The 22,581-nt window shown below is 46.0% G+C and carries 32 protein-coding genes; all 32 read right to left on the bottom strand.

Annotation, left to right across the window (positions count from 1 at the left end; all coding sequences use genetic code 11):
- Position 1: 1 nt before the first annotated feature.
- Positions 2–1,372 carry a ParB N-terminal domain-containing protein gene (locus LDN30_RS05515; RefSeq protein ID WP_223928912.1) on the bottom strand — a complete coding sequence of 457 codons (1,371 nt, stop codon included), beginning with the start codon at positions 1,370–1,372 and terminating at the stop codon, positions 2–4.
- A gap of 11 nt (positions 1,373–1,383) precedes the next feature.
- Positions 1,384–2,106: a ParB N-terminal domain-containing protein gene (locus LDN30_RS05510; protein ID WP_223928911.1), complete on the bottom strand. Its 723-nt coding sequence runs from the start codon at positions 2,104–2,106 to the stop codon at positions 1,384–1,386.
- Positions 2,107–2,118: 12 nt separating this feature from the next.
- Positions 2,119–2,787 carry a ParB N-terminal domain-containing protein gene (locus tag LDN30_RS05505; RefSeq protein ID WP_223928910.1) on the bottom strand — a complete coding sequence of 223 codons (669 nt, stop codon included), beginning with the start codon at positions 2,785–2,787 and terminating at the stop codon, positions 2,119–2,121.
- 324 nt (positions 2,788–3,111) lie between these two features.
- Complete coding sequence (locus LDN30_RS05500; RefSeq protein ID WP_223928909.1) at positions 3,112–3,867, bottom strand: hypothetical protein; 756 nt, start codon at positions 3,865–3,867, stop codon at positions 3,112–3,114.
- Positions 3,868–4,161: 294 nt separating this feature from the next.
- Positions 4,162–4,914, bottom strand: a complete 753-nt coding sequence (locus LDN30_RS05495) for a hypothetical protein (protein ID WP_223928908.1) — start codon at positions 4,912–4,914, stop codon at positions 4,162–4,164.
- A gap of 11 nt (positions 4,915–4,925) precedes the next feature.
- Entirely contained in the window at positions 4,926–5,495 is a 570-nt protein-coding gene (locus tag LDN30_RS05490) for a 3'-5' exonuclease family protein (RefSeq protein WP_223928907.1), read from the bottom strand.
- A gap of 37 nt (positions 5,496–5,532) precedes the next feature.
- Positions 5,533–5,862 carry a helix-turn-helix domain-containing protein gene (locus tag LDN30_RS05485; protein WP_223928906.1) on the bottom strand — a complete coding sequence of 110 codons (330 nt, stop codon included), beginning with the start codon at positions 5,860–5,862 and terminating at the stop codon, positions 5,533–5,535.
- A gap of 8 nt (positions 5,863–5,870) precedes the next feature.
- Positions 5,871–6,521 carry a hypothetical protein gene (locus LDN30_RS05480; protein WP_223928905.1) on the bottom strand — a complete coding sequence of 217 codons (651 nt, stop codon included), beginning with the start codon at positions 6,519–6,521 and terminating at the stop codon, positions 5,871–5,873.
- Positions 6,522–6,523: 2 nt separating this feature from the next.
- The gene (gene mtnN, locus LDN30_RS05475) at positions 6,524–7,237 is read right to left on the bottom strand and encodes a 5'-methylthioadenosine/S-adenosylhomocysteine nucleosidase (RefSeq protein WP_223928904.1); all 714 of its coding nucleotides are present in this window, start codon (positions 7,235–7,237) and stop codon (positions 6,524–6,526) included.
- A 31-nt stretch (positions 7,238–7,268) separates the two neighbouring features.
- A complete protein-coding gene (locus tag LDN30_RS05470; protein ID WP_223928903.1) occupies positions 7,269–8,165 on the bottom strand; it encodes a DUF1848 domain-containing protein in 897 nt (298 codons plus the stop codon).
- A gap of 59 nt (positions 8,166–8,224) precedes the next feature.
- On the bottom strand, positions 8,225–8,488 hold the full coding sequence (locus LDN30_RS05465; RefSeq protein ID WP_223928902.1) for a hypothetical protein: 264 nt from the start codon (positions 8,486–8,488) through the stop codon (positions 8,225–8,227).
- Between the two features lie 112 nt (positions 8,489–8,600).
- Positions 8,601–9,305, bottom strand: coding sequence for a methyltransferase domain-containing protein (locus LDN30_RS05460; RefSeq protein ID WP_223928901.1), 705 nt, complete (start codon positions 9,303–9,305; stop codon positions 8,601–8,603).
- Between the two features lie 15 nt (positions 9,306–9,320).
- Complete coding sequence (locus LDN30_RS05455; protein WP_223928900.1) at positions 9,321–10,010, bottom strand: hypothetical protein; 690 nt, start codon at positions 10,008–10,010, stop codon at positions 9,321–9,323.
- A 4-nt stretch (positions 10,011–10,014) separates the two neighbouring features.
- Positions 10,015–10,791, bottom strand: coding sequence for a PRTRC system ThiF family protein (locus LDN30_RS05450; protein WP_223928899.1), 777 nt, complete (start codon positions 10,789–10,791; stop codon positions 10,015–10,017).
- The gene (locus LDN30_RS05445; RefSeq protein WP_223928898.1) at positions 10,788–11,495 is read right to left on the bottom strand and encodes a prokaryotic E2 ligase family D protein; all 708 of its coding nucleotides are present in this window, start codon (positions 11,493–11,495) and stop codon (positions 10,788–10,790) included. The genes LDN30_RS05450 and LDN30_RS05445 overlap by 4 nt, the downstream gene beginning before the upstream one ends.
- A complete protein-coding gene (locus tag LDN30_RS05440; protein ID WP_223928897.1) occupies positions 11,492–12,643 on the bottom strand; it encodes a hypothetical protein in 1,152 nt (383 codons plus the stop codon). Before LDN30_RS05440 ends, LDN30_RS05445 begins: the two co-directional genes overlap by 4 nt.
- Positions 12,644–12,674: 31 nt before the next feature.
- Positions 12,675–12,884 carry a PRTRC system protein C gene (locus LDN30_RS05435; RefSeq protein WP_223928896.1) on the bottom strand — a complete coding sequence of 70 codons (210 nt, stop codon included), beginning with the start codon at positions 12,882–12,884 and terminating at the stop codon, positions 12,675–12,677.
- Between the two features lie 17 nt (positions 12,885–12,901).
- On the bottom strand, positions 12,902–13,513 hold the full coding sequence (locus LDN30_RS05430) for a PRTRC system protein E (protein ID WP_223928895.1): 612 nt from the start codon (positions 13,511–13,513) through the stop codon (positions 12,902–12,904).
- Positions 13,514–13,800: 287 nt separating this feature from the next.
- Positions 13,801–13,983: a hypothetical protein gene (locus tag LDN30_RS05425; RefSeq protein WP_223928894.1), complete on the bottom strand. Its 183-nt coding sequence runs from the start codon at positions 13,981–13,983 to the stop codon at positions 13,801–13,803.
- A 99-nt stretch (positions 13,984–14,082) separates the two neighbouring features.
- Entirely contained in the window at positions 14,083–14,724 is a 642-nt protein-coding gene (locus LDN30_RS05420) for a DUF6633 family protein (RefSeq protein ID WP_223928893.1), read from the bottom strand.
- Positions 14,696–15,760, bottom strand: coding sequence for a hypothetical protein (locus tag LDN30_RS05415; RefSeq protein WP_223928892.1), 1,065 nt, complete (start codon positions 15,758–15,760; stop codon positions 14,696–14,698). Before LDN30_RS05415 ends, LDN30_RS05420 begins: the two co-directional genes overlap by 29 nt.
- 1 nt (position 15,761) lies before the next feature.
- A complete protein-coding gene (locus LDN30_RS05410) occupies positions 15,762–16,223 on the bottom strand; it encodes a VRR-NUC domain-containing protein (RefSeq protein WP_223928891.1) in 462 nt (153 codons plus the stop codon).
- A complete protein-coding gene (locus LDN30_RS05405) occupies positions 16,223–17,500 on the bottom strand; it encodes a DEAD/DEAH box helicase (RefSeq protein ID WP_223928890.1) in 1,278 nt (425 codons plus the stop codon). Before LDN30_RS05405 ends, LDN30_RS05410 begins: the two co-directional genes overlap by 1 nt.
- A 3-nt stretch (positions 17,501–17,503) precedes the next feature.
- The gene (locus LDN30_RS05400; protein ID WP_223928889.1) at positions 17,504–18,280 is read right to left on the bottom strand and encodes a hypothetical protein; all 777 of its coding nucleotides are present in this window, start codon (positions 18,278–18,280) and stop codon (positions 17,504–17,506) included.
- A 35-nt stretch (positions 18,281–18,315) separates the two neighbouring features.
- Positions 18,316–18,762, bottom strand: coding sequence for a hypothetical protein (locus LDN30_RS05395; protein ID WP_223928888.1), 447 nt, complete (start codon positions 18,760–18,762; stop codon positions 18,316–18,318).
- Positions 18,763–18,773: 11 nt separating this feature from the next.
- The gene (locus LDN30_RS05390) at positions 18,774–19,169 is read right to left on the bottom strand and encodes a hypothetical protein (protein WP_223928887.1); all 396 of its coding nucleotides are present in this window, start codon (positions 19,167–19,169) and stop codon (positions 18,774–18,776) included.
- Positions 19,169–19,597 (bottom strand): hypothetical protein, encoded by a 429-nt coding sequence (locus LDN30_RS05385; protein WP_223928886.1) that lies wholly within the window; start codon positions 19,595–19,597, stop codon positions 19,169–19,171. The genes LDN30_RS05390 and LDN30_RS05385 overlap by 1 nt, the downstream gene beginning before the upstream one ends.
- Positions 19,594–20,520 carry an HNH endonuclease gene (locus LDN30_RS05380; RefSeq protein ID WP_223928885.1) on the bottom strand — a complete coding sequence of 309 codons (927 nt, stop codon included), beginning with the start codon at positions 20,518–20,520 and terminating at the stop codon, positions 19,594–19,596. Before LDN30_RS05380 ends, LDN30_RS05385 begins: the two co-directional genes overlap by 4 nt.
- Complete coding sequence (locus tag LDN30_RS05375; protein ID WP_223928884.1) at positions 20,474–21,550, bottom strand: ATP-binding protein; 1,077 nt, start codon at positions 21,548–21,550, stop codon at positions 20,474–20,476. Before LDN30_RS05375 ends, LDN30_RS05380 begins: the two co-directional genes overlap by 47 nt.
- A gap of 159 nt (positions 21,551–21,709) precedes the next feature.
- On the bottom strand, positions 21,710–21,964 hold the full coding sequence (locus tag LDN30_RS05370) for a hypothetical protein (RefSeq protein WP_223928883.1): 255 nt from the start codon (positions 21,962–21,964) through the stop codon (positions 21,710–21,712).
- Positions 21,957–22,307, bottom strand: coding sequence for a helix-turn-helix transcriptional regulator (locus tag LDN30_RS05365; protein WP_223928882.1), 351 nt, complete (start codon positions 22,305–22,307; stop codon positions 21,957–21,959). The genes LDN30_RS05370 and LDN30_RS05365 overlap by 8 nt, the downstream gene beginning before the upstream one ends.
- The gene (locus tag LDN30_RS05360; protein ID WP_223928881.1) at positions 22,307–22,510 is read right to left on the bottom strand and encodes a hypothetical protein; all 204 of its coding nucleotides are present in this window, start codon (positions 22,508–22,510) and stop codon (positions 22,307–22,309) included. Before LDN30_RS05360 ends, LDN30_RS05365 begins: the two co-directional genes overlap by 1 nt.
- Positions 22,511–22,581 lie beyond the last annotated feature (71 nt).

Genomic DNA, 22,581 nt, shown 5'->3' with positions numbered 1-22,581 from the left:
CTTACTTTCCTGTTAGTCCGAAGAGTTCTTTTACCTCCTCATGTCTGTTATAAGACTGGTTGTTAGGCAACTTGAGATTGAACTCGTAGTCCACAGCAGCAGCATACTCTTCATCGGAGAGTTCTTTTGTCTTGAAGGCACCGAAGCCCCAGTAACCGCTCTTGTGGTACCGCATGAAGGTCTTGAAACCGTACTTCTCAAGAATCTTGTCCACATTCTCCTGCGTAAGGAATTTCTGGAAGAACCACTGTCCCTCGCGCATGATGGCAGTCAAGCCGTTCTCGTCGAAGAATTTCACCGTGATATAGTCAGAGGAATTGCGCTTCAAGTTAAGCTCTCTCTTGGCAAACTCCATTGAACGACCAGATGCGTAGATACGACCGCCCATCTTGGTAAACAGATTGAGGCAAGCGAATACTGCATCTTCCGCTTCCTGCGTGTTCACGGAGTTGACAACGGCATCACAGATGGTCACGTCAAACTTTCCGTTAGCCTTCACGGTGGCGATGAAGTTGTTGATCATTTCATGCCCCTTCTCAATGGAGATACCTTTGGTGTTGTGATTGAAGAACTCCAGACCAATGGCATTCTTGAAGTTGAGAACCTTACGGAGCTTGGTAATGAACATAGCCTTACCACAACCGAAGTCGAGGATATGAACCTTCTTTCGGTCAACCTCGTCGCTTGTCAGATAAGGTACGATTTCCCGATAGAGCACAGACCAGTCTATTCCTCCGTGACGTGGCGGCTGGGCAAGACCCTGCACGAAGTCCTCGCGCTCGATATGCTCATAGTTGAACACACCATAGTCCTGCTTGAAATAGTAGTCGAACATCTGGCGGTAACTCTCATCGAGGAAGTACGCATGAATGTTGTGACCAGTCGCTTTCGCAGCCTGTAGATAGTTGTTGCCGAAAACGACCTCATTGCCGATACAGATTGCACAGAGAGCGTCACCATAGCGGACCATGAGCTGACACATATCCTTTACTACAGATGCAACAGAGTCACGAATATCGAAGTCTTCAACAGGAATGTCATCATAGAACTTTCCAGTTTCTCTCGGCTTCAAACAGATACTGTGTTCCGCAGGTTCCATTTCCACACCGTTATGGATCTGGTTGAACATGATTTCCGACTCGATGTCTATTCCGGAAACGAAATAGGCAGGAGCCTCTTCCAAACCGACTGCAGTTGCAGCCTTCGTTCTCTGGTGGCCGGCAACGATAGTCATATTGTCCTTGTTGACGATTATGGGCAAGATGAATCCAAGTGTCTTGAGACTGCCCTGGAGTTCCTTGTACGCTGTCTCGGAAATACGACGGGGGTTGTAAGCCGCAGGCTTAATGTCTTTGAATTTTACAATTTCCATATCTCTTTTGTTTATATTGGTAACTCTTCACTCGGGTCTTGTGCTATGGTCACATTCATTACATGAACCCCCTTCTTCTCCAGCAGGGACTTCACGAAGCCGTAGTTGACACCCATCATATCGATGTAGTCATTGTAAGCCTTGACGAGAATGTCATACTCCTCCTTGGTTACCGCGCATCCGTTCTTGCCGAATGTGAGCATGTCAATCTTCTTTGGAGTCGATCCTTTGATTTTGGTCGTTACCGTATCATCATCGTCAGGGTTATAGAACAGCCCCTCATCCATTCCGAAGTTAATGAGGTTCACATCATCGTAGATATGAAGCAGGACATCGTAGTCAAAGTCACCGTACTCCTGGTTGTCCTTAATGATGAGCTCTTTCTCTTCGTCCTCAGTCATTTCGGCAACCGACACTTCAACTTCCGGGTTCTCTGTCCAGTTCTTCCAATACTCCAGAACATTCTCACGCTCCGTTTCTGTCATATTGGTCCACTTCTCGTTCTCCTGCAGCACAACCATCCAATCAAGGGGAGTCGTATTTACAATCTCCTTGAGAATTGCCGTGCGCTGGTTGCCTGCAAGCACCACGTTGTCCTTATTGACGATGATGTCACGTATTGTCAGCATCTTTGGGAAAAGCATCACGCTCTGCTGGAGCCTGCGTTTCTGCTCGATGCGTATCTTTCTTGGGTTAATCGGATTGATTACCAGTTCTTCAACTTTTATTTTCATAGCCTGGTGATATTAAGAAAGTAAATATGAGAGGAAACCATCACCATTGCCATCATGAGCTTCGAGGTATTCTGCAAACACCTTGCAAAGAGCCTCGAACTCTGCGTTGGTCATCTGGCACTCCACATAGCCACACTTGAAATGCTCAGGGAACTTCTTCGTAAGATCGAGTTCCTTGTCATTCATCTTATCGTCATAGTCGTAGAGGTTCCACGCTACCGAGCCGGTAAAGTCGCTTATGGACTCACGGTCAAAGTTATGCTTCAGAACATCTACATCATCTTCGCCATAGTGGAGATTGTCCTTGATTAAAAATTCATGCTCCTCGTCGTCCGTGAAGTCCTCTGCCCTACGAATAGGAACGACTGGTTCCTCCTTGAATTTGCTCCAGTAGTCACGCAGTCGCTCCTTTTCTTCGTTTGGCATGAGTCGATACTTCTTTTGGTTGAACATATAGTCCTCGATTTCGTCATCATCCATGTCCATGATCTTTTGCAGCATGGCAAGGCGCATGTTTCCACCAAGAACCGTGTTCTCCTTGTTGACGACAATCGGACGCACCTCAAGCATCTTGGGAAAAACCAAGATACTCTCTATCAATTTTCCTTCCATGAACTCACTCGCTGTGCGAGGATTCTCAGGGTTGATAGAGAGTGTACGAATGTCTAACTTTTCGCTCATTTTGTCTATTATTTTTATTTTTGTTATGGGATATTCCTTAATATTTACGCACAAAGGTAGTCAATTATCGTGATTTCTACAAGTTTTGATAAGTTTTGCTTAGTATTTTGATAACTTTTTTGCAAATTCGCAGTTTATTTCGCGACAAAAACGTATTTTTGCAGAATGATAATTACAAACTTGGGTAATTAACATTTTTGTTTTTGTTGGGTCGCAAGACCTATCGGGCAAGGTGTTTGGTTGCTTTAGGTGAGTTATTATCTTATTTGCTTTGAACCCTACCACCCGTGAGGGCAGTAGGGTTCTTTGAGTGCAGCCGATGTGTTACTGTGCAGCGTCCTCGGAGCGAGGCTTGAAGTAGAAGTCTGCCCACTCTTCCGCGAACTGACGTCCTGCGTATTCCGCGCTTTTGCGCGTTTTGAAGGCGAGACGCGCACCGTTGTTCGTACTCGAGTACGAAGAAGCGTAGTTCGCGCTCGCACAAACGCAACCGCCATCCGCATACGCATTGTAGTACGCACGACCAACCACGCGCTGTCTGTCTTCTTCTGACATCGCGTCTATTTCTTCCTGGGTGTACAAATAGAACCACGGATAATACCGATACTCATCAGTTGTAAACCTTGGGAACTGGTCAAGTGTGGTTTCTGACAGACCGTTAATAGCTGCTACGATAACACGAAGCTTCATGTAAGCAACAACATCAGCCCCGAGCAACGACATCGTTCTCTCATCGATGGGGAAAGTCATACCTGTTGCCTGGACTGCATCCTCGAAGGTGCGAATGACCTCATAAGGTTCACAAGGCTCAAACTCCTTCTCCTTCTCATTCCAGCGTCTGCCGGACTTAGCCAACTCACGAAGCAGGTTTTGCTTTTCTGTCTCTGTGGCTTGTCTAAGGGTATCAGCGTTCCAACACTCCTCCTCTTCCTCCAGTATTCCGTCATCGTCAATGTGAGCATGACAAACAATCTTGTCACTCTCACTATTGTACCAACCTGCGAAGATACCGATAAATGGCGCACTTGTCGTATCGTCCTCGAAAGCGACAAAATCGCCCTCTTTAGGTTCGTACTTCAACGTGACATCATACTCTTTCATCAGCTCTCCCAATTTCTTGGAGAACTCTTCTGCCCGACTTTCGGGTACGTTAAGCTTAATTTCTTTCATGTTTTTTTCTTTTTTAATTGGTTATTGAATTGCTTAAAAAGTTCTTCGCCTTTGTCGCCATATATAGCAATCATGGCTTGCAGCTTTTCCTTGTCGAGACACTTCCGACAATATGGGTGGCTTGGAATGTCCGGGTCTATGACAGGCCAGAAAGCCACGGCTTGCTTGCCACATTTGCAGCACTTGCACTCAGATGCCTTCATTCTATTTCACTAATTCAAAATCGTACGCTAACACCCACGGGTTTTCATGAGCAAACGCTGTCGGTTGCCTGTGCGCCAGTTTGGCAAACAGTACAATGAGAGCTGTCTTCGGGTCATTGGCAGCAAACTCTCCCGGCTTTTGCTCTGCCCAGGCATTCTGCAGACTTTCCTCGAAGATGGGCAGCGTCCATAAATCATGATCCTTGTACCGCTGTGGACCGAAATCGTCTATGTCCTGCTTGAGGTATTGTCGCCAGTTGACATGTATGATGCCCTCCTTGCGGCAGTCCTCTTCGCTGATGTCCTGCAGACGTTCAACCTTGATGCCAGTGATACGTATTTGATGTGGCATGAGGTCGGCACTTACGAACATTTTGTTGCTATACCCAGGGTGCTCGTCCCAGTGGACAAATCCACTTTTCGACTTCTTGCTCGGGAGCCAGTCCGGAATGAGTTCTGGATTGGTGTTATGGACCTGCAGATAACTTTGCGCTATTGCCACCACTTCGCCAACTTTATACTTAGCGTTCATCTGAATGAGCGCTGGCTCCATCGCCTTGACTTTCTGTTTGAACTTAGGCTTCTGCATTTCCTCCTCGATGGCCTCTGGGGACAAGGAGTCAACTCTGAACCCCTCAGCTAATGCGGCAATATCGTCTTGGAGCGACTTAGACGACCGACGCGTCATCGTCTTTTGCTTCGCCAGCACTGCATCAGTCAGTCCAAAGAAGTCGTTAAACATTATCTTTTCCATCGTTGCCGGATTTAATATTTACCACACACTTTGTCATAGATGGCATGGCAAAGTTCGATGTCGTAACTTGCATCGTGCAGCTTCTCAGAATCGATGGTAACACCGAGGGCTTCTGCTACGGTTGCCTGCTTGAAGTCCTGCATAGATGCCCTCTTCTCTGCGAGAGCAGCAGTCGCCAGCACCATACAGTCGAAGCTGTTGCTCCAGAAGTATGAGCCGAAGTACTTGTTTCCGTTATCCATGAACCACTGGCGCAGGAACTGGTTGTCGAAATGGGCATTGTTGTAGCCCACAAGAAAGAACTTGTCCGTCTTGTTGTATTTGCTCACATACTTGTCAAGCATGGCCACAAACTTGGAGTACACCTCTCTCATCGGTGGATAGGCTTTCAACTGCTCCTCCGTGACCTTTCCTATCTCCAGTGCGGTAGCGTCATACTCCGCACCCTCTTTAGGACAAACCTTGAAATCAAACACTTCCTTGACGTTACCATTAACGATAACCTTACCGCTAATCTGGTGGACACCATTCTTCCTGATGTCGGTACCAGTGGTTTCCAAATCAAATAATACTAACTTCATAATTTCTTGTTTTGTGGATGAATATTGATACTGTTACTTACTTTCTATTGTGGAAGCCTATTCCCCGTCCGAGCTTGCGGAGATATGAAATGCGATGCGCGACGTTAGAATAAGGACGTCCGAGTTCCTTGCCTATCTGAGTGCAAGTCATACCTTCGTTGTACATTTCAATAAGTCTGCTGTCCTCTTCCGGTGACCATCTGTAACGGTAACCAAGCCCAGCCTTGTGAAGATGATATTTAATTGCAGACACAGAACACCCGATGTATTCCGAAATCTCCCTCATAGAGCATCCTTCGGAACGCATACGGAAGAGGTCGGTCTTTTCTTCCTCTGTGAGCTGTATTATAACCATCGGCTTCTCCATGTGTAGTGTCAGTCTATCGTTTCAAAGGTGTAAACATAGACCGGTGGGTTTTTCTGCCACACATTGCGGATATTCTTTTCCGTCTGGCTGATGAAAAAGGCGAAAGCCTCTCTGCCTGTAGGAAATGAGCAACGTGCGCCAGTGCGCTTGTCCTCAACGTAAAACTTATGGCTTGACTGAGACTCATCAAAGCCTATACCCTCTGCAAGACACTCTTCCTCTGTAATGTCTTGGAGCCTCTGGCTCTTGATGGACAGAATGCGTATGTGGTGCGGCATAAGATATGGTTTGACAAGGAACTTGTCTTTGCTGCCTGCCCGATGCAGGTCTATGTCCTTGCCTTCAACCTCCTTAATGAAGGCTTGGTATTCCGTGGAGTCCTTGCCTTTCTTCTCGTAATATTTCTTCACGTCAGCATAGGATTGTCCTATTGCCACGATTTCACCGACACGGTATGTGGACTGTGTCTCGTAGTCAACTACTGTCGTTCCGTCCTCCAGATGGTATCGAGCAGATCCTTTTGTCTTGGGCAGCGGTGTGTAGCGCACGACCCGACTTCCGAAGTCCTTGAAACGGATGATGCGTCTCAGCATGGTTTTCGTTCCTGCGATGGCGGCATCCTCCATTCCGTAATTCTTGTTGAATAATATCTTGTTCATAATTAAAACGGTTTATACTCCTTGATTACTTTCGTAACGTAGCACATAGTGTTACTTGCCATGAAAAGGGGTGCTCTCTCCCAGAAATCAGTATATGGCACCGCATTGGGATTGAGGATGCTGTCACTCAATATCCGGAACGAGATAAACGGCTTGTTGCACTTGTGGCAGACCTGCGCGATAGCACAAGACTCCATATCTACTGCAAGCGTATCGGGGTGGTCGTTCACGATGTAGGTCATGTGTTCTTTTTTGTCAACGAACTGGTCTCCTGTACTGATTGTGCCAAAGACAGCTCCTTTTGACTCCATGTCCTGCGCTATCTTGTAGAGTCCCTCATCTGCAGAGAAGAAAGGCTCTTCTCCTTGAACCTGCCCTTTCTTGACCTCTTGACCACAGTAAACATCATGGTATTGGTAATACTTCCCAACGATTATCGTTCCCGTCACAGCATTTGCGGATGAGCCTCCTGCAACACCACTGCTGATGATGCAATCGACACCCAGTTCAATAAGCGTCATAGCACCAATGGCACCGTTGACTTTCCCTATTCCACACTGCATGAGGATTACTTCGTCTGTTTCTGTCGGCTGCAAGTGCATATAGCGGCACCCGTTCCGCTCCATTAAGTAACGCTGCTCGATATGCTCTGATAGCCAGGATTGGGAAATGATGGAAAATTCCTTATCCATTGCTACGATAACTCCTATCTTCATACTGGACCTCCTTTCTTGAAATTTTGATTATTCATATTATTGATTTATTTTGTTGATTTGACAGGTGCTTTTCGTAATTAGCGCGAGCTAACTCTACGCTCCTCGTTGCATAGCAATAAGCGCAGTTGTGAACGCAAGTGTCATAAATTCCTATATCAACACTCTTTGCACAACCGCACAAGTTCCTTTGCCCACTGTTCCCCATCAGGTAACGTGCTACCTCTTCATCGTTGTCCGTGAGCCTCAATATCAGTTCTGGGTCAACACACCTGTTATGCTCGATACCATACTTTGAGAGGTCTATTCTCTCTGAACATGTTGCCACCCTTACACCAGCTTCCCTTCCAAACTTCCCAAGCAGCTCACCGATAGTCTCCATTTCGTAGTCATGAAACTCTCGTACTTCTATCGCCTTGCGCTCTAAGTTTAGTTTCACCTTTTGATAATCGAGGTCTGCAAAGCTGAATACCATTTTCTCAGTGTAGTTACAAACCTTGTTCGCCACCTCCAGGACTCTGCGCATGAGGTAAGCACAACGCATGCCATTCGCCAAAATCAAGGGGTCATAACGAAAGATGACTTTTTCCTTTCCGATTCTCTCAGAGAGTAACTGGAAGTCACGGATCCTTTCTTCTACGCATTTGAGTTCCGGCTCCAGCCCTGTGTCATCGTAATTGTTGAGCGTGTACTGGAAATAATACTTGATACCCATATCGTCGAGCCTCTTGAGGTGCTTGAGCATCGGTACTGGGTTCTTCGTCCAGAACACTATACACTTTGCTTTTGTCAGATCTACGTGTACCGGCTTCTGACTAAACGGGTTCGGGTATTCACAGAAGCCAGCCTCCATGCGAGACATAAACCAGTCAGCATAGAAAGCCGGAATATCTGTTCTGCGACTTGCCGATATTACAAGTGGAGCTGTCATAATTCAATTTACTGATATTAGTATTTTATTGGCATTCGTCTTTCCTTGCCAGGGGGTGCTCATGCTGCCTCCTTTAGTTTTACCGATGTCATGCCGTTGTTCTTTATCTCGTAACTCTTTTCGAGTGCCGACAAGAGACTCTTGATGGTTCTCGGGTTCGTTGGAATTTTGTGGTCCCACGAATTTCCCACTTCTAAGGTGTACGAAAAATACTTCGTAAGCTCTTCCAGCGTTCCGCTCACTTCTCTTTCGTCGCTTGGACGGTTGTAGAAGAAATGACGTGTAACTACCAGTGTGTACTGCTTCTTTGATGTTGTTGCCATAATGTTCAGAGTTTTAAGTGATAACTTATTTATCTTATTTGCTACTGCAAAGATACGACAATTTTATCAAATATGCAAACTTTCGGGCAATTATTTTTATCAAATATGCAAATTATTTCACTGCTATGATACCACAGAAATTGAGGTAGCGCCAGAAGGTGTCTATCTTACGAAAGCCAGCGACCTCCAATAACGACTCGTTCATCTTGATGGTGAGTGGAACGAGCGTGCCAGCAAGAGCCTTACGCTTGGCTTTTATCTGCTTCTCCGTGTAAGCGTTCTCGCGCTTGATTTCGTAATACTCCTTGACCATCACTTCGTCGATAGTGTGCGAATGCCCGATAACCTTTTCTACGAGGAACAAGGCTCCGCCCTTATTCAGCGAGTTGTAGATGCTGGAGATAATCTTCTGACGGTATTCAATAGGAACGAACTGAAGAGTTAGACAGGATATGATTACCGAGCAACAGCAAATGGGACACCCCTCAGTAATGTCCCAATACCTTACATCTACATTCCTTCTTCCCCTGTAGAACTCCTTGCACTTCGTCAGCATCGGCTCGCTAATGTCGATAAGCGTAAAATCCGTCTTTTGCGCTTCGTCACACTCTATGAGTCTCTTTGATGAAAGACCTGTAGAACAGCCTATGTCGAGGACGTTGGAATATGGAGTAACGAAATTCCTTGCCATGCGAAACATTAAATCTCGCATGTTATCATAGTCAGGGATAGAACGTGAGAGCATGTCAGAAAAGACTTCCGACACTTCCTCATTGAACTCCCACGAATTATGTTGTATCACTTCATCTTTTCCCATATAGATTAGGGTGGGCTACATCTTCAATATTGGGTTAATGGTCACCCACAGAGTTTCGTGTGGCTTGATGTTCGGGAACCATTCTTTGGGTATCTGACACACTTCTTTGCACTGGTCGTTGTCTGCAATCCACAGCGTACCGTCATAGTTGCGACCAATGAGAACCTTACGAGGCTCTCCCTTCTCCGACACTCCAACATGGATAAGGTTCTGCGTGCCAATGAAAGAAGAGAAAGATGATGGCTCTCCCGGCTTCCAGCCTTGACGAATACCCATGTAGTTGTAGAAATCAACGTCAAAGCGGTCAGAGTCGTGCCAAAATTCCTTGCCGCCCCCCTCCATCAACTCCCTCATTACATGGAAGAGCTGGTTCTCCGCTTCGATAATCCTATTTACCTTGTGCTTGATTTCTCCATAAACAAGATTACCTCTATCGAGGAGCAACTCTATTTCTGCCATGATACGGTTACTTTGAGCACGCAAGAGGAATATCATTGAAACAAGGTTGTTGAGTCGCTCCAGGGATCCATCTTGCTGAAAGTCGTCAACAGCCTTCTTCATGCTGCCTCTTTTCTCTTTTTGAGCTTGCACTTTGTGCGCCTGGACTACCTTCCTCGCCACTTGTAAGGCTTGGTCGTGCTTGAGCTTGATGACCTTCTTCTTGCCATCCTTGCCGTTCTTTTTGTCTTTTAGATTGAATGCCATGATGCTAAATCTTTATCGGGTTAGAATTGAGAGTCTTTAAGTTGAGGAAAACTCCATGATTCTCGATGGAACCACTGAATAATTTCCAGAAGATATTACAGCCAAGCTGGGCTATGGTAGAGTTGATGAACAAGTCCTGCTTTCGTAGTGCCTCTGCCAATGAACATGACGGACCGCTATCCTCATCCTTGACTTTGGTGAGGTCAAACATTTCGTCCACGCATTTGAGCTTGTTTGTCGCCTCCTTATTGCTCTTCTTTGGCTGCTCTATCTTGCTGATCGTGCCGAGTACCACTTGACCTGTATCTGTAGTATTTCCGAAGTCGAGCCAGTAATACGGCTTTGTCATGTCGTGGTCGCCACTCGTCTTTGGCTTAATGTTTTTACGGAGAAACTTACCTATCTCAATCCTTGCCTTGACATTATCGACGCAGGTAATGGTTACGTTTGCCGTGGTGCAATCTTTATAAGGGTAGTTCTCTCTTATCGCATCCCAATCAAAGCCGAAGAAACGGTTGATACGGTTGGCGAGCACCATTGCTTTGTTGAGTCCCACTTCTGAAGCTGAAAATAATTGCCTGCCGAGATTTGATTTTGTCACGATGTCTCCGTCAATGACGTTCACATGGAGACCGGGGTGTCCTAACTGCTTCAGCGCACAACTGATACGTGCAAGGGAGGTCAGCACTTGACAACCTGTGCCACCGGCTCCGATTACATTCACCTCTACTGGATGATAAGGATTGAGGAGATATTTCTCCGTGTAGTGTATTTTACTCATTTGAATAAGTCTTGAAGTTTCTTCTTTGCAGGCTTCAGCATATCACTGGGGAATGCTTTGCCATTTAATATACAATCTTTGGTTATTGTGGCGAGATTACCGAGACATGGGTTGTCACCGAGAATGTGCGAAAATTCGGACTGCCAAAACATTTTCTCCCAGTACCCGATAATGTTCTCAAAGGTTCTCTCTTCAGGAAATACCACCTTTGAATTACCGAGGCATACCGACTCTTCGCTCGTGTTCATGAAAGGAGCAAAGAACAACTGGCTCTTTGGCTTGCTCCCCTTATACGCATACACGCTCAACGTCTTGCCCCTTACCACATAAACAAGCCCTGGGACTTTCATCCTTCCGTTTGGAATATCGAGGCTGTCAGTGAAGTAAAGCATTCGCTCTTCCGGCTTCCTGTACCAAACAAGCCTTTCGTTTCCAAGGCGAGTATCACAGTATAACACGTTGTCAGGCACTGCACCATAGAGACTGCTGTCTAACTGTTTGTTCGCCTGTGATATTGCACTGAACAGTTTCACCATTGTCTTTTGCTTCAGTGGCTTGCCTGCTCCTAAGATGCCGTTTTGGTTTATTCTGTGCTGTTCCAGGTAGTATGATGTACTATTTGAATAATGACCATCTGCTCTGTACGCTACTATGGCGCAAAACGGTTCGTACACCTGGTTAAGAATCTCTGTAATTTTACTCATGATAATAATTCGTCTATGAACTTTGAATGAACATTAGCCCATCTTTCAGGGAAAGTCTCGCCCATCCTTTCCTCAATGTTTTCACTGTCAATGAATGAGAATGAATACATATTCCCGACTTCCATATTATTTGCGTCTGCGTTGAACATATCTACCATGTTCTGACAGATTGGATCGTCCGTGTCGTAAACAAAGAAGAATAATCTGCTGAAATCCATAAGCTCTGAACTTGCATCTTCTTCTGAGGCGAAATCGTCACCAAACTCATTCCTTATCATGGCAAGATGGAAGTCACTGAGCCAATTCTCGTCGCATAGTTCCACAAGCTGCTCTATAATATCGAGGAGCCTTGGATTGTGGTATTTCTCTTTCCTGTACTGAGCTATCATGTCGGTCAGCTTGCGAGAAATAGGACCCTCGCCATCCATTTCGCCCTGCTCGATGCACTCTATTTCGTTGAATAACTCGTTGATGTCTCCTGCAATGTAACTTTCAACCCATTTCTTGTATTCTTCGTCCCAGAACTCAGCCTGTTCGTCAAATCTCAGATTGCCCTCCTCGTCTGTCTCGCCCCAGCCATATTCACACACACCGAGAATGTACTGCATGTCGTAGTTATCCTTTGGATATGTGTAAACGTCCTTTCGGTGCAGCATGGCAAACGTGGTCAGAAGCAGTTTCCTCGTCTTTTCATCTACCGATTCAAGTTTTCCGATAGGCAATGACCAAACGGTGTATTCCGGGAAGTCTTTGTGTAACCTGTAAACGACAAATTTGAGGGGAGAGTCATCACCCGACACTCGCACGCACTCAGCGCACCAGCCTTCGGGCAGATGCTCCTTTAGGAATTTGAAGAGGTTGTTAACGTCACATAAGTAGTTTCCTGTTACTTCTGGTAAGGAGTCTTGGACGTTATATTTCTTGCAGAAAACCTCGACTTCTCCTCTAAGCCTTGCGATGTCGTTCTCTGGGCTACCAAAAGCAACGGCAGCTTCATTAGCAGCTATACGATACCCGGGTATGCTCTCAAAATGTGCATTTAGAAAATTATGGCGCACATTTCTTCGGGCTGGATGCGTTTCTCCTCTGAGCTTCGCTCTGATAGAGATTCCGTGAGTATTCGTCCTATTTGCTGATGAAACTGCCATTGCTCTTTCTCTTTTTGCTGTTTCCTGTCCATTAGCCTTTGGTTCCTACTGTGGTCTTGAACGTGTAAACGGCTTCCTCGCCCTCAATGACTGGACCGTGTACGTTACTTGTTGTCAGCTCCGGGTACTGGTTGGAATAAAAACCCATAACCTGCTCTGGAGTCATATCCGGGTTGGGGTCTGCGAGGGTGATGTTGCCGTGCTTGAAAACTCTCTTATAGGTTGATACTTGAAGTGCCATAATGCTTGTTTTTTAGGTTATTCGTTGTCTTCGTCATCACTCTCCTGGGTCTCTGCCTTTGCTGGCTCTGGACTCTTTGCGTCAATCTTGACGTTCTTACCGTCAGACTTGTCGTCCATGTCACCGAACAATCCGCCTGCCCCCTGTTCCGTTGCTTTCTTGATAAGCTCGTCAGCCTTGGCTTTGCCTCCAGCTACCTTGTCTGCATACTGGAGTGCGTTCTTTGCGCAGGTGATAGCATCCTTGAACTTGCTTTCCTTTAAGTTCTGGTCTGCAAGTTCCATCCACTTGGAGAAATTGGTGGAGTTCTTTTTTGCCTCCTCCTTGGTTTTCTTCTCCATTTCAGAAGCCTCCTTGGCGGCTTTTTGTGCTTCCTCAAAGGACTTGATGTCAGCAAACATGCCATTGGTCTTTGCAACCGGCTGGAGAATGGCTTCGATAAAGCCCTCATCGAGTTCCTCTGCGGTTCCGTTGATGTTAAGAGGAACAATCTTGCTCTTGGCTGCGTCCTTAACGAGTTTGTTACCAGGCAGGACTCCTACTGTCATGCCGTTCTCTGTCTTGGCGATGTTGATTGTGAGAGTACAACCCTCGCCCATAATTTCGGAAAGTTTCTTGAAAAGTTCCATTTGCTAAATAAATTAAATAATGAATAACTATGAATGATGTTCTCTTTGGTCAATCCATAATGAGTCCGTATTTCTTGGGTAGATGCTTTATCTCTTTTGGGAGAACCTTTGACTTTTCAAAGCTTGCGCACTGCCTAATGCCGTTAGCCACTTCCCTCGTATGTTTCGCTTCACAGTCTGCTATGATTGGATCCTTTCCCCACTGGAGTAATTGACAATTTGCGCAGAACATACATGAAGCCGGTTCTTCGGGACTCTGAATTATTTTCCTCTTTGCTGGAGCCATGTTATACTTTGTATTCGTTAGGAATATTGCCCTTTGCATAAATCGAATACCCACAGCCTTCATGATAGCTCAACAGAATACTGCAACCGTTTGCTACAAAAGGTGCTATAGCCTCTGCCAACCAGTCTTTTCCTACACACTCCATCTGGAGGTCTTCTGCTGTAAATTCATCGTACTTTACCATGATGTTCAGAGTTTTAAGTGATAACTTATTTATCTTATTTGCTACCACAAAGGTACGACAATTTTATCAAATATGCAAACTTTTGGGCAATTATTTTTATCAAATATGCAACTTTTTTTCGACTGGTGGTGATTGCTTTTCAGCTTGCTCCAGTTTAGAGAGAGTTGGGTACTCTCCACTTTCCTTGCGCCTAAGAAATTCCTCGTAAGTGATAGCGTTCTTACGGCTTTCCTCCCATTCCTTCTCCCTGCGCTGTCGCTCCACTTCCTCCATGTGCCTGGCTATGTCTTGACGTTTGTCCTTTAAGAATAAATCAAGAGACCCAAGAATCTCGGCAGGGTCGATGGAACCGTAGAATTTACCATACTTTGCTGAGCGAAGTCTGGAGCAGAAGAGAATGAACTCCATCAACGTCAGGGTGGGGTGCTCATTGATGATTTGACTACACAGTGACTTCGACTGCCACTCATTCATCTTCTCCCTTGCACCGCAGAACATGCTTACGGCTATCAAATGCCCTTGCATCCAGACAACCGCCATATCCTGTATCTCCTCCCCAGTACGCTGGTCGATATGAGCAGGAAAGGCTTCTGACAGAACACCCAACTGTGGCGAGTCAACTTCGCTGCACCGATCAACTGTCGGGAATGCTGCGATGGCCTTGTCCTGTAGCGAAATATCGTATGCTCCTATTATGACAGAGGGCGCATGCTTACGAAGTTCCGCTGCCTCCTTGCTCACCTCGATAATAGAGTTCGTCCGCTTTTGCAATGTCATTGAGGAGACCTGCTGCTTGATTAGCAAGGATAGCGGTTGAGGTTTGCTGGCTCTTTTTAATTCTTGAGACATGATTATTCTTGTTTTTTATTTCGGAAACTATTTCATTGTACTGCCCATCAATCTTGTTGACGGAAAAATTATTCATCAGCCACGCTTTGTTTATCATCCGGAGGAAAATATCAAGCGCTTTGAGTAGATCATCATCTTCGCACGGTAACGGCTGTGCCCTGTTGGTTCTGCCGAAGGTGATTTTCTGGAGCAGCCTCTTCATTGCTACGGCATCCTTGGCTTGCCAGTAATAGTCGGCATCATACAATTCGTGATAGTATGTTTCAAACACCTCCCTTGCCTTCGTGATTAGAGACTTCTCTTTTGCCTTGCGTTCCTCAGCTTTCTTCCTGCGCTCTTCAGCTTTCCTTTCCTTCTCTGAATCTTTGCCGGGGAGAGGTAAGGCGGTTCCGACAAAGTCGGGAGCGCAACTCCGCGTTAGCGGTTTCTTTTCTTTTATCTTTTCTTTAGTAATAGGGGGTGTGGGGGAAAGAGAAGTTTCTTTTCTGTTTTCTGTTCTTTGCTCTTCCTCAGTTTGCGTGGAGTTTGCGTGTGGATTGCGTGCAAAGTGGTCGTAACATTCTGATTTACCGTCATTTACTTGCGTGTAAGTTGCGTGTAAGTTGCGTGTATTATCATCTGTTTGCGTGCTGTTTGCGTGCTGTTTGCGTGTTACAACATCGTAACCATCTATATGACAGATAGTTATTTGCGTACTTCTTGCGTGCTGTTCAAGTGTAATTAACTCACGTTTAGAAAGTTGCTGAAGGAAGTAGAACGCTGCATCGGGAGTTGCTTTGAACAAGCTACCGAACTTTGCACGACTCATTTCCACTACTCCGGCATCATCGACTGACGCGAGCAGCTGGAGGAACCAGGTGATACGTTTCGGCTCCTCTGCAAACCATGGGTCTGCAATCGTTTCGTATAGTAGTCCAAAGTCTCTCATACTATCGTGTGAGGTATCTTCTTATCTCAATGGCAAATTCATCGACAGACTTACATACGACATACTTACTGCCGTACTTCTCCACGTTAGCCTGCCATGCCTTCTGTTCTGGACGCTGATAGCAATGAGGACGCTTCATTTCTATATACAGAGCACCGAAGCCGTGCATCGGGATTGAAAGGCAAAGGTCCGCAACTCCTTTTACGACACCTTCACGCTTTGTCCTTGCTCCCATACCACCAAGTCGGATGCCTTCGTTGGCGATATGGAACAACATTCCTTCCTCAGCCAGTTGTGGGTAGTTCCTCTTGAACCAACGAATACATGCTTGCTGAATGTCTGACTCGTAAGGCGCTTGTTCAGCAGCCTGTTTGACCACTCTCGCAGGAACGCTCCTCACGTCCTTGCCATTCTTGATGGCTTCGAGCAATCTTCTGTTGAATGTATCTCTTTTATTTGGCATTATGTAAAATACGTATTTGTAAGTTGTTTTTGATATCCACCGACAACTCCGCTGATGAAGTATTCGCCTGGCTTATTCATCTGAAGTTTCAGATCGTCCACCTTTCCGAAGCGCTTGAGATTGTCTCCGAGGTCAACAATCCAGCCATCCTTCCCTTCAAACGGTCGGATAGCACGACCGACAATCTGGTACCACATGGCTAAAGACATCGTGGGACGCGCCATAACAACGGTATCAAGCTCCGGATAATCGAAACCTGTAGTCAGGACACCAACATTGGCGAGAACCTTAATCCTGCCTTCCTTGAAGTCAGTGATTATCTTCTCACGCTCTTTCTTCTTTGTGGCACCTGTGACCACAGCAACACCTTCCACTTCCTTAGCCAGTTGCTCGCTCTCTTCGATGAACTGTGTGAATACAAGTATGCCCTTGCGAGGCTTCCCGTCCTTCGGTCGCAATAAACGCTGGACAATATTTGACAGTTGGTTAGCGAGTCCACAGCGAGCAAACTCTTCTGACAATGACTGCTCGTCGTAGTCCCTGCCTGTGGAGTTTCGCTTTACTCTCCTTGTATCTATCATTGACAGGTCAAAGTACCTAAGCCTGGCAAGGAACCCTTGCTGCAGAAGGCTTTGTATGCTGACCTCGTATAGAACGTCATGGAATATTCTCGGACGTGTGCGAGTGAGAAATTTCAATATACAAGCATTGGTAAGTGTCACACCCGGCATGGGGTGAAACTCATCAATAAAATAGTCTTCGGTCTTAAAGGAGCCGTTAGGCATGAAACCTTTTTCTGCCGTTGTTATGCCCTGCGCATTATACAGACGATATGGGGTTGCGGTAAGCCCCAATACCTTTCGCTTAACCTTCTTGATGAATGTTGCATATTGCCCCTCCACAGGGTTCACACCATGGCACTCATCAATAATTATCGCCTGGAAGTGGTCGAAGTCATCTATATGCGCCATGATGGAGCCTATAGTGGCAAATGTGACCTCGCTGATTTCTTTCTTGTTGAAGGAGGCTGAATAGATAGAACAGTTCTCCATACCATAGCTTCGATACTTTGCATAGTTCTGCTCCAAAATCTCTTTGCTTGGCTGTAGGACGAGGACACTTTGTTTTAGCCTACTGGCGATGTCAGCCACAATAAGTGACTTACCGGCACCAGTAGGTAGAACGAGGATGCCGTTGCGCTCGCTCTTCTTGTTGCAGAAGAATCTTACAGCGGCATCACTCGCTTGGATTTGATATGGTCGTAATTTATATTGCATGAATTACTCTACACCATTCTTCGATAGCGGACCATAGATGATAACGATGTCTGGAACGGCTTTCTGGAGCCTCTCCACCTCTGCTTTGAGAAGATTGTCTGTCGTATTCTCGACAACGTCAAGAGCATCGGGAGAGAACAACTGCAGATAGCAGTCTGCACCTTGAATGTAGTGGTCAACCTCCACCTCGATAAGGCGCTTCTCCTCTCCCTTGAAGATAGGAATATTCACCTTGAAAGATGTGGGCAGGTTGCTTGTCACCTCCTGCTCATAAGCGACTTTCATGCTGCCGTTGCGGTCCTGCTCCTTGGCGAGCTTTGACTGGACATTGGCACTGAACTTCTTCAGCTTGGCGACGAGTTCCGTGGCAACCTTGCTCTCCTCAAAGAAAGCACGATGCAGACGAACGAACTGTCCGAGCTTTGAAGGCTCCCAGCCATCATTGTCGTTGATACGGAAGTCTTTGTAAACCTCTGACATTTCTGCCTTGCCGACAATAGTGCGCTTGTTGCGAGCATCAGTCTCGTTGACAACCAGACCGATTGAAAGTTTCTCACGGTCAACAATCGCATAGATTGCCTTGCTGTCCAGCTCGCTTGCACGTTTCTCAAGCCAGTTGGCAGGCGCATCGATTGTTCCACTGAGGTTGCACTTCAATGGTTCCTTCTCTGGCAGGGGATCGACGGCCTTTGCAGCCTCGCCCTTGCGAACAATTACTTCGATAGGTTTCTCACCTGTGTAGTTCTCAATGTTTACGGTAACTACTTTTTCATCTTCCATAATAGAAAAAATTAAATTGTTAAGTTATGGGTTAATTATTTGTCGTCTGTGCCAGTCTTTCGACTTTCAGCACGTAAACCTCTGAAGATTGTAGGAGCGTTAAGCTCTGAGGGGAGTGCCTTACGCTGGTTGACGCATGTACCATCCTCGTCATAGAATCCGGTCACACGCTCATCCTGGTCTACTATCTTGTATAGTTTGCCACGTACGTTCTCACCACCTTGGCGAATGTTTGACAAGAGCGTGTTCATCTGCTTCGTGATGGGGTCTTTCCTTTCCTTGAACTCGGCTCGAACCTCATCCTCTTCGGCTTTGATGTTTGCCATTTCAATGGAAAGTTTGACATACTCTTCACGCTTCTCGACAAGCTCACTGTTGTCATAAGGGCGAAGATACATTTCTTCGGTCACTTCGTCTGCCTGTGCATCGAGCATTTCAATGCGCTCCGCTGGAGTCAGGTCTTGAAATAGTTGTAAATCCATGATTAAAAATTTTACTTGTTTTGAAACTCTAATACGAAATCGTTATAAATGTCTTTATCTTCTGGGCTCGGCAGAACTATGTTCCATTCTACCAGTGCTTCCGCTTGTATCTGATTAAGGAGGTGTGTCAGGGCTTGCGAACTGAGGTGCCTTATGCTTCTCTGCTCTGGCGGCAAGAATAACTGCAAGAAGTAGTCGTGCCATTTAACCCTTGATTCCCCTGTCTCATACTCCAGCAGAGTCATCCACATCCAAAAGAGTTTGTTTTGCGGTATTGACGCAGTATAGTCCTTCTTTACGATGTAGATATTGTATTTGCCCTCTGGGAGCTTTTCCACGGTTTCTACGAGGGAGCGGCTCAGCACCGTCCCTTCGTAGCCGTTTTTCACAAGCGTCAGTTTTTCCATTAGAATGGTAAGTCATCGTCAGAACTTGTTACTACTTCTGCTGGCGGTGCTTCTACCGTTGCAGCCTGGTTACTACTTGGAATTGCCACTGGGTGGAGATTCCCGAGATAAATCTTGTTGCGCAAATCAAGGTCAGCCTGCGAGTGGGTATTGATATACTCCTTGCTCGTTGATGGCTTCATGTAGTGCGTGTTTCCGTATTGGTCTTTCTCTCGAGACTCATAAATCTCGATACCGAGGCTGAACTTGCGGTCAACATACCTGTTGCCCTGCCGGTCCGTTTTTTCTTCGACCTTTACGTAGATGTCGTTGTCCTCGATGGGGATAACTACACACTTCTTGTTGCACGACTGACCCTTGATAGTCATGATACCCACATTCGTGAGTTTTGCGAGGTTCAGCGAACCTACCAACTTCTCGTCTGTCATTTGTATCTGTCGTTAAATGAATGAAATACTTTTGTGTCTGTAATGACATCACGGTTATGCTCAATGAACTGGATGAAACGCTCACACACGTCTCTAAGTTTCGGAACGTCTCGCTCTTCATCGTACACATAGGTTTCCGTGAAAGTCTCCTTGAAGTTCGTCACATTGTACTCAAAATGGTTTATGTCCATACCCATGCAGTGCAGACAGTAAGGGTACACTATATGCTGCCAGTGTTCTCTGAAGTTTCCTGCATGGTAGTTCTTTGTGGTCTTAATATCGTGACAAGCAAAGGGAAGAAGCTCATCAGCATAGCCGTAGAGGTCAATTTTGCCGAAGTGAGTATCAAGAGTCCCGATTACGAACACCTGTGGCAACGCTCCTTCATAATACTCCACGAACTCATCTGTTATGTCCTTGAAATAGGTAAAAGTCTGCGCTTCCTTGATTTCCGGCTGCTCTTCTCCCTCTTTATGGTTGGCGAGGGCTTCCTCACGCTCCTTTTTCTTCGGGTCAAAGACAACTTCATACGCTTCACGTTCCACAACAGGATCCGTCTTTCTTCTTCCCTTTATCTGGAGGGTAACAACACGGAAAGTGATATTCTCACTCTCCATGTCGTTTTCCTCAAGCCTTTTTGCTAACGGCTTCTTGATTAAGGCATCAACCAGCTCATTGAAAGCGGTACCCATGTCTGCTGCCTCACTGGAGAACGGCACACGGTTTATTTTGTTTATGAGGTCGGTGTACATCTTGTCACACCACTCATCAACCGTCATGCTGGGGTTCTCCGATGTGAAATACTTGTAGTAAGTCTTTTCCGCATCGAGATATGACTGAAATCCGTCAAGAAGCGTAGCGTAAGCAGAATAATGCTTATCCTGCGTTCTCTGCTGGCTGTTCTGCATTGTCAGTTCCTCCATTCTTCGGTTCTTCTTTAGAAGCCTTTGCTTTGGCTGGCTTCGCTTTGCCCTCAGCTTCGGCAGGTGCCTCGGCTGCTTCTTTCTTCTCTTCTGCAGGAACAGAATAGGACTTCGTGGCATTGTCATACTTGTAGCCCAACTCCGTAACGCGAGCGATGAACTTGTTGCGAGCAACTGCCTTGGAATTGCCGATGTGGTTGTAGCTCTCTACCTTTTTTATATATAAAGTAGCATCTTCAGGAGTCTTGATAGCGTTGATGTCATTTTCAATCTCCGCTACAAGCTTCTTGTATGCCTCACCCTCGACAGAACGCTCTTTGAGGCGGTCGATGTAACGCTTGAATACCTCCTTCTCCAGGAAGTTGTTTTCTACAACAATCTCACGTCTCTCGTTCTTCAAGTAAGGAACGTCCATGCTTGCAGGGAGGTTGCAAGTGTTCTTGCCCTCTGACATGGCACAAGGATCGAAAGTGATGGTTCTGCGGTTGCCCTCTGCTACAAGATAACCGACAAGGTCCAGTTCCGTTGCCAGAGCATCGTAGTTGGAACCACCGAACAGAGGAACGTAACGCATATCGTCTCCGTTCTTCTCTGATGTGCGATGAGCAACGAAAATGACGTGCTTCTTCTTGGAGTTGATGAGCTTCAGCAACGAAGTGAACTCCACTTTACGCACTCCGTAGCCCTCCAGTGTGAGAGAGCCGTTTCTCTTGCCCAGACGCGGATTGCTGGCAATGAGATACTCAGACATGCAGTCGAGCATCTTACCTCCAGTGTCGATTACCAGAGTTTCGTAATCTGACAAGTCCTCGTTATTGAGAAGATTGAGAATGTCAGCATAATTCTCTACCTGTACGGTATCTTTGATGAGTTCATAGTCAACTCGGTTGATACCGTTGTCAAAGTCAATAAGAAGTGGCTTCGGGGCACTGAGTGCCAAAGTTGTTTTACCAGAACCCGGCTGGCCGTACACCAGCATCTTGATACGAACATTCACATTCAGTTCGTTTGGCTTTTTAATAAGTCCCATAACTTAATAAAATTAGATGTTAATAAATTGTGAAAATGATTATATATCATCGTATATTTGATGATTTCTGCATTGTTGGAATTTTGATAGTGAGTTGAGCCTCATTTTGCTCGTTTTCTGCTCGTATTTTCCTTGTTTCTCGTGCATCAGTTTGAATTTTTAAGGAAGTTTAACACTACCCACCATGGGCTTTACATTCGCAAGTACTTCAACGGCATTTATCTGCCATTGGGAGTTCGGAGCTCCTGCAGGCTTGAAGCCGTGAACCTTTTCCTCGTCCATGAGACGGACAAGGCGCTTCTCACCACCGACAATCTGCTTTGCCATTGCCCAGGAGAAGAACCTGCCCTCCATACGACTCAGAATAGAGTTGTACTTCTGTACGATGACCATTGTATTTAGCTCGTTAACCATTGTCTGCTCTCCTTGTTACAAATTCAACCCTTGCCCTCCTTGATATGCGGCAGAACTCCACCTTGTCAAATATCATGAGGTGGAAAAGCACCAGAATACACATTACTGCAGCAAGACCTTGCTTGCGAAGTTCCTTGATGTCCCAGTCCTTATCATTCTTCCGTGCAACCATGTAGAGTACAAGCTCATGTGTTGTTGAAATGCCGAGTTTTGCATGAATGTGTTTTTTGTGGGTCCGAATTGTCCATACCGGCTTGCCAAGTTGGTCTGCTACTTCTTTGTCTGTAAGACCGTGACAATATTTTTCCGCTATGACCAGTTCAGTCTCACTCAACCTATCCATTACCTCGTCCTCCGCACGTTAACTTCAAACTTGTCATAGTCAACTGTGATGGTGGCGCACCATCCGATGCGTATCTGCTCCATCTTTAGCCGGCTTACAACAGCCTTGACCGAACCATGACGTTCTATTGGAAAACTTGCTACTTGCCCTACTTCTAATTCGCGAATAGTGTTCGTCAGAGGCGTACCGTTACTCTTCTCCATACGGACCTCCTTTCATCGGGCGATTAGCACTCTCCATGACAGGAGAAGTGCTAATTGGGGTTTTGTGGAAA

The organism is Prevotella lacticifex, from assembly GCF_019973375.1.
In the GTDB taxonomy this organism is placed as follows: domain Bacteria; phylum Bacteroidota; class Bacteroidia; order Bacteroidales; family Bacteroidaceae; genus Prevotella; species Prevotella lacticifex.
This window is presented reverse-complemented; position numbering and strand designations above follow the sequence as displayed.